Source organism: Kitasatospora sp. NPDC042419 (assembly GCF_056437345.1).
In genome coordinates this window covers 1-6,755 of record NZ_JBWKAW010000080.1, presented here as the reverse complement: position 1 = coordinate 6,755, position 6,755 = coordinate 1, and the positions used below count along the sequence as shown (strand labels likewise).

2 protein-coding genes are annotated in these 6,755 nt (G+C 72.2%); both read right to left on the bottom strand.

Annotated features, from left to right (window positions below; genetic code table 11):
* On the bottom strand, positions 1-2,873 hold a 2,873-nt coding region (locus tag AC067J_RS43820; protein ID WP_478308482.1), incomplete at its 3' end, for a non-ribosomal peptide synthetase.
* The coding region (locus AC067J_RS43815) for an amino acid adenylation domain-containing protein (RefSeq protein WP_478308481.1) at positions 2,873-6,755 on the bottom strand (3,883 nt) is incomplete at its 5' end. The genes AC067J_RS43820 and AC067J_RS43815, both read right to left, overlap by 1 nt.

The following is a 6,755-nucleotide window of genomic DNA, read 5'->3' as shown; positions in this document are numbered from 1 at the left end:
TTCACACTCAGCGGCAGCGCGTCGAGGACCACGACAGCCGACGGCACCATGTACCCGGGCAGCCGCGAAGCAACGAACTGCCGCACAGCCTCGGCAAGTTCCGGCCCGCCATCGCCCTCGGCCACCACGTAGGCGACCAGGCGCAGATCACCCGGGGCGTCCTCACGGACCAGGACCGCAGCCTGCGCCACCAGCGGATGCGCAGCCACCACGGACTGCACCTCACCCGGCTCGATCCGGAAGCCGCGGATCTTCACCTGCTCGTCCGCACGACCGAGGTACTCGACCTCGCCGTCCGCACGCCAGCGCACCACGTCACCCGTGCGGTACATCCGCGTACCCGACTCGAACGGGTTCGCGACGAACCGCTCCGCCGTGAGCCCGGAACGATGGGCGTAGCCACGCGCCAGCTGGACGCCCGCGAGGTAGAGCTCACCGGCGACGCCGACCGGCACCGGCCGCAACGACGAATCCAGCACGTACAGGCGGGTGTTGGCCACCGGCCCGCCGATCGGCACCACGCCCGCCGTCTGCCCCGGCGCGCACTCCCACGCCGTCACGTCGACCGACGCCTCCGTCGGCCCGTACAGGTTGTGCAGCTCGACACCGTCGAACACCTCGAAGAACCGCTGCTGGGTACGGAGCGGCAGCGCCTCACCCGAGCACACCACCCGCCGCAACACCCCACCACAACCCGCGGCCGCCGGCTCCGCCAGGAACACCTCCAGCATCGACGGCACGAAGTGCGCCGTCGTCACCCTCTGGTCGGCGATCAACTCCGCCAGGTACTCCGGCTCCCTGTGACCCTCCGGACGCGCCACCACCAGGGCAGCACCCACCGACAACGGCCAGAAGAACTCCCACACCGACACATCGAACCCGAACGGCGTCTTCTGCAACACCCGGTCAGCGGACGCGAGTTCGAACCGCGACTGCATCCAGGACAGACGGTTCACGATGCCCTCGTGCGACACCACCACACCCTTCGGGCGCCCCGTCGAACCCGACGTGAAGATCACATACGCCGGATGCGCCGGCAGCAGGTCGACCCCAGGCACCGAGCCCGACAGACCCGCCAACTCCTCCACGACCGCAGGCTCGTCCAGCACCACCACAGCGATGTCCGAAGGAAGCAACTCCGCGAACGCCTCCGCCGTCAGCACCACCGCCGGAGCGGCGTCCTCCAGCACCACCGCGATCCGCTCCGCCGGGTACGACGGATCCACCGGCAGATACGCACCACCCGCCTTCACCACACCCAGCAGCGCCACCACCAAGTCGACACCGCGCTCCAACGCCACCGCGACCACCGACTCCGGACCCACACCACGGCCCACCAGGTAGCGCGCCAGACGGTTCGCCCGGACGTCCAACTCGGCATACGACAGCTCGGTGCCCTCGAACACCACCGCCACCGCATCCGGCGTCCGCGCCACCTGCGCCGCGAACAACCCCGGCAACGTCGACGGCTCGACCCCGACCGCAGTGTCGTTCCACTCCACCAGCACCCGACGACGCTCCGCCTCGTCCAGCAGCTCCAGGCCGCTCAGCCGGATCCCCGGGTCGGCAACCAGCAGTTCCAGCGCCCGGCCGACCCAGTTCGCGAGCCGCGTGGCGGCGTCGCGCTCGAAGAGGTCCACCGAGGCGGTCAGCGAGCCGCGAAGGCCTGCCGGAGCGCCGTCCTGGTCGAACAGTTCGACGAAGTCGAGTTCGAGGTCGAACTTGGCCGCCCGCACATCGGCCACGGCGTCCGCCGTCGTCGGAGCGTCGGTCTCGCCGCCCGAGCGTTCCAGCACGATCCGCTCGTTGTTGTGGACGGTCAGCATCACCTGGACCAGCGGGTGACGGGCCAGGGAGCGGGAAGGGGCGAGTTCCTCGACCAGCTTCTCGAACGGAACGTCCTGGTTCGCGAGGGCGTCCCACCCGGTCTTCCGTGCCCGGGCGAGCACCTCGCGGAAGGTCGGGTCGCCGGTGAGGTCCGTGCGCAGCACGAGCGTGTTGACGAAGAGACCGACCATGTCGTCCAGCGCGACGTCGGTGCGCCCGGCGACGGCGGTGGCGACCGGGACGTCGGTGCCCGCGCCGAGCCGGGACAGGACGACCGCCAGCGCGGACTGCAGGACCATGAAGACCGTGGCGTCCTCGGCGCGCGCGACCTCGGCGAGCCGGGCGTGCACGGCGGCCGGGACCTCCAGCCCCACGCCGTGGCCGCGGTGCGAGGCAACCGCCGGGCGGGGGCGGTCGAAGGGCAGGTCGAGCTCCTCGGGGGTGCCGGCGAGGTTGTCGCGCCAGTAGGCGATCTGACGGGCCAGCAGGCTGTCCGGGTCCTGCTGGTCGCCGAGCAGTTCGCGCTGCCAGAGCGCGTAGTCCGCGTACTGGACCGGCAGCGGCTCCCACTCGGGCACCCGGCCCTCGCTACGCGCGAGGTAGGCCTGCGTCACGTCCCGCATCAGCGGCCCCAGCGACCAGCCGTCTCCGGCGATGTGGTGGAGCACCACGACCAGCACCTGGTCCTGCGGACCGGTCCGCAGGAGCGTGGCCCGGATCGGCACCTCGGTGGCCAGGTCGAAGGTGTACGCCTCGGCCTCCGAGACCCGGGCGTCGAGCCCGGCCGGTGCCACGTCGGCGACCGCCAGCTCCCAGCCCAGTTCCTCCAGCTTCAGGATGCGCTGGTACGGCTCACCGCCGGCCGTCCGGTAGACGGTGCGCAGCACCTCGTGGCGTCCGAGGACGTCCCGCAGGGCCGCGTTCAGCGCACCGGCGTCGACCTCGCCCTGGAGGCGCCTGGTGATCGGGATGTTGTAGGTGGCACTCGGGCCCTCCAGCTGCGAGAGGAACCACAACCGGCGCTGCGCGAAAGACAACGGAACCATCAGAACTCCTCCTGGTTGCGCATCGGCCGCAACGCCGGCCTAGCTGTTTTCTCATGTCCAAGCTGTTGTGCGAGTCCGGCCACCGTCGGCGCCCGCAGCAGCGTCTGCAACGACACCTCGACGCCCAGCGCCGCCCGGATCCGACTGATCAGGCGGACGGCGAGCAGGGAGTGGCCGCCCAGGGCGAAGAAGTCGTCGTCCACACCGACGCTTTCGAGTCCAAGGACCTCGGTGAACGCGGCGCACAGGATCTCCTCGCGGGCGTTCGCCGGGCCGCGACCGGTGCTGCTGCCGTAGCTGCCGTACTCGGGGGCGGGAAGGGCCTTGCGGTCCAGCTTGCCGTTCACGTTCAGCGGCAGCGCGTCGAGGACCACGACAGCCGACGGCACCATGTACTCCGGCAGCCGGACGGCAACGAACTCACGGACGGATTCCGGAAGTTCGGACGCAGCGTCGTCCGCGACGACGTAGGCGACCAGGCGCAGGTCACCCGGGGCTTCCTCACGGACCAGGACCGCCGCCTGCGCCACCTGCGGGTGCGCGGCCACCACGGACTGCACCTCGCCCGGCTCGATCCGGAAACCGCGGATCTTCACCTGCTCGTCGGCACGGCCCAGGAACTCCAGCTGCCCGTCCGCACGCCAGCGCACCACGTCGCCCGTGCGGTACATCCGCACACCCGGCTCGAACGGGTTCGCGACGAAGCGCTCCGCCGACAGACCCGGGCGCCCCGCGTAGCCACGCGCCAACTGCACACCGGACAGGTACAGCTCGCCCGCCGCACCCACCGGAACCGGACCCAGGGACGAATCCAGCACGTACACCCGGGTGTTGGCCACCGGCCCGCCGATCGGCACCACGCCCGCCGTCTGCCCCGGCGCGCACTCCCAGGCCGTGACGTCGACCGACGCCTCCGTCGGACCGTACAGGTTGTGCAGCCCCACACCGCCCAGCACCTCGAAGAACCGCTGCTGGGTACGGAGCGGCAGCGCCTCACCCGAGCACACCACCCGCCGCAACACCCCACCACAACCCGCGGCCGCCGGCTCCGCCAGGAACACCTCCAGCATCGACGGCACGAAGTGCGCCGTCGTCACCCTCTGGTCGGCGATCAACTCCGCCAGGTACTCCGGCTCCCTGTGACCCTCCGGACGCGCCACCACCAGAGCAGCACCCACCGACAGCGGCCAGAAGAACTCCCACACCGACACATCGAAACCGAACGGCGTCTTCTGCAACACCCGGTCAGCGGCCGAGAGTTCGAACCGCGACTGCATCCAGGACAGACGGTTCACGATGCCCTCGTGCGACACCACCACACCCTTCGGGCGCCCCGTCGAACCCGACGTGAAGATCACATACGCCGCATCCCCGGGCCCCACCGCGACACCCGGCGCACCACCGTCGGACCCGGCCGGCACCGGGTCCTCCACCAGCACCCGCGCCACACCCGGCGGCAGCACATCCGCCGTCGAGGCGGTGGCCACCACCACCGGCGCGCCTGCCGTCTCCAGCGAGTACCTGATCCGCTCCCCCGGATACTCCGGGTCCAGCGGCAGATACGCACCACCGGCCTTCACCACCGCCAGCAGCGCCACCACCAGCTCGACACCGCGCTCCAGGCACACACCCACCACGGAACCGGCACCCGCGCCCCGCGAAACCAGCGACCGCGCCAACCGGTTCGCCCGCGCGTCGAGCTCGGCGTACGAGAGCTCCACGTCCTCGGACACCACCGCCACCGCATCCGGCGTCCGCGCCACCTGCGCCTCGAACAGACCGGGCAGCGTCGACGGCTCGACCCCGACCGCGGTGTCGTTCCACTCCGTCAGAATCCGCGTCCGCTCGACCGCGCCCAGCACATCGATCGCGCTCAGGGCAGCCTGCGGGCCACCGTCCAGTGCCGCCTCCAACGCCGACACCAGCCCCTCCACGGCCGTGCCGACCAGGGCGACGACCGCCGCCGGATCGACGGGCGCGACGGCGTCCACCGCCGTCCGGATCGTGCTGCCGTCGTCGTCGACGGACAGCGCGAGCGGGTAGTTGGTGGTGTCCTGCGAGAGAAGGGTCCGGATCCCGGCCGACTCGTCCTCGGCGGGCTCCCGCGTCGCGGGTTCACCCGCCCGGCCGGCGGCGTGGCGGTAGTTGAGGAAGGACGTGAACAGCGGTGCGCCGCCGGTGAGTCCGCTGGCCTGCTGGGCCACGGCGAGCGGCGCGTTCTCGTGTTCGAGGAGCTGCGCCAGCTGACCGCGCATCGCGGACACCGCGTCCAGGACGCCGAGTTCGTCCGTCCGCACCCGCACCGGGAGCGTGTTGACGAAGGGGCCGGGGATGCGGTCGGCTCCGGCGCCGGCGTTCATCCGGCCGAACAGCACCGTGCCGAAGACCACGTCGTCCCGGCCGCTGACCGCGCCGAGCACCCGGGCCCACGCGACGTGCACCAGCGTCGCCACGCTGGCGCCCAGCCGGCGCGACACCGTGCGCAGCCGCGCCTCCAGCTCGGGGGCCAGCGGCTGGGACGCGCGTCCGGCCCCGGCTCCGACGCCTCGCACGTCGGTCAGCCCGTACGGGGCCGTCGGTTCGGTGACGTCGCCCAGCAGTTCGGCGAAGAAGCGCTCGTGCTCCTCCTGGTCCACCCCGCCGCGCGCCTGCGCCACGAAGTCGCGGAACGGCAGCGGCTCCGGCAGTTCGTCGGCCCGGCCGGTGAGGAAGGCCTCGATCTCACCCAGCAGCACCGCCAGCGCGGTGTGGTCCTGCACCATGTGGTGCACCAGCACCAGTCCCAGCCAGCGGCCATCCGGTCCGGCGGCCGTGTGCAGTTCGACCAGGGGCGCCCGGGACAGGTCCATGACCCGTCCGACCGCCTCGGTCAGCTCGGTCACCGGGTCGCCGGAGCGCCCGTCCAGCGGCACCTCGCGGACCGGCAGTACCGCCGCGCGCCACACCACCTGGACGGGCTCGCGCAGCCCGTCCCAGACGATGCCGGTGCGCAGGATGTCGTGCCGGTCCAGGACCTGCTGGAGCGCCTCGGCGAAGCGGTCGAGGAGTTCGCGCGAGCCGAACTCCAGGACGGTCGGCCGGACGTAGGCGTCGGCGCCGCCGTCGGCGAGCAGGTGGTGGTAGAGCAGGCCGTCCTGGAGCGGGGCGAGCGGATAGACGTCCGCGACGTTCGCCGCGCCGCCGTCCACCGTCGCGACGACCCGCTCGACCTCCTCGGCGGTCAGGTCGACCAGCGGGAGCATCTCCGGCGTGATCACGGTCGCACCCGCCGGAATCAGGTTCTCCGGCACCTCGACCTTCCGCGCGCCGCCCGAGCGGGCCAGGCCGGCCGGCGTCGGACTGTCGAACAGCGCCCGCACCGACACCGGCACGCCCTGGGCCTGCACCCGGCTGATCAGCCGGACGGCGAGGAGGGAGTGCCCGCCGAGGGCGAAGAAGTCGTCGTCCACACCGACGCTTTCGAGGCCGAGGACCTCGGCGAACGCCGCGCAGAGGACCTCCTCCCGAACGGTCGTCGGGCCGCGGCCGGAGCCGGTGGCGAGGTCCGGCGCGGGCAGGGCCTTGCGGTCCACCTTGCCGTTCGAGGTCAGCGGCAGCTCGTCCAGGACCACGACCGCCGACGGCACCATGTACCCCGGCAGCTCCCGGCCCAGACCCGCCCGGACCTCCGCCGGGTCCGCCACCGCGCCCGCCTCCGCCACCACGTACGCCACCAGCAGCGCGTCACCCGACGTGTCACGGCGCACCGCCGCCACCGCCCGGCCCACACCCTCCTGCCGCTCCAGGGCCGACTCCACCTCGCCGAGCTCGATCCGGAAGCCGCGCACCTTCACCTGGTCGTCGGCCCGGCCCAGGCACTCCAGCTCACCCTCCGCACCCCAA